Annotated in this window: 2 protein-coding genes; both read left to right on the top strand. The window is 54.6% G+C overall.

The window, feature by feature from the left end; translation table 11 throughout:
* On the top strand, positions 1–280 hold a 280-nt coding region (gene rplU / locus LPA54_RS40915; protein ID WP_228985479.1), incomplete at its 5' end, for a 50S ribosomal protein L21.
* A 36-nt stretch (positions 281–316) separates the two neighbouring features.
* Positions 317–401, top strand: an 85-nt coding sequence (locus LPA54_RS40910) for a 50S ribosomal protein L27 (RefSeq protein ID WP_228985480.1), incomplete at its 3' end; no start/stop codon positions are given.

The raw sequence follows: 401 nt of genomic DNA, 5'->3' as shown, positions 1-401 counted from the left end.
ATACAAAGTCACCGAAGGCGAATTCCTCAAGATCGAGAAGCTCGAAGTCGCCACTGGCGAAGCCGTGACTTTCGATCGCGTTCTGCTGATCGGCAACGGCGACGACGTTAAAATCGGCGCTCCGGTCGTAGACGGCGCTAAAGTGGTTGCCGAAGTCGTGTCGCAAGGCCGTCACGATAAAGTGCGCATCATCAAGTTCCGCCGTCGTAAGCACCACATGAAGCGTCAGGGCCACCGTCAGTGGTTCACTGAGATCAAAATCACCGGTATCCAGGCCTGATTCGTCGGCCCCGATCCTTTATAGGAGTATTGACTCATGGCACACAAAAAAGCTGGCGGTTCTACCCGTAACGGCCGCGATTCCGAAAGTAAACGCCTTGGCGTGAAAATGTACGGTGGTC

This window comes from Streptomyces sp. DH12, assembly GCF_020873895.1.
Taxonomy (GTDB): domain Bacteria; phylum Actinomycetota; class Actinomycetes; order Streptomycetales; family Streptomycetaceae; genus Streptomyces.
The sequence above is the reverse complement of the archived record's forward strand: the minus strand, read 5'-3'. Positions and strand labels throughout refer to the sequence as shown.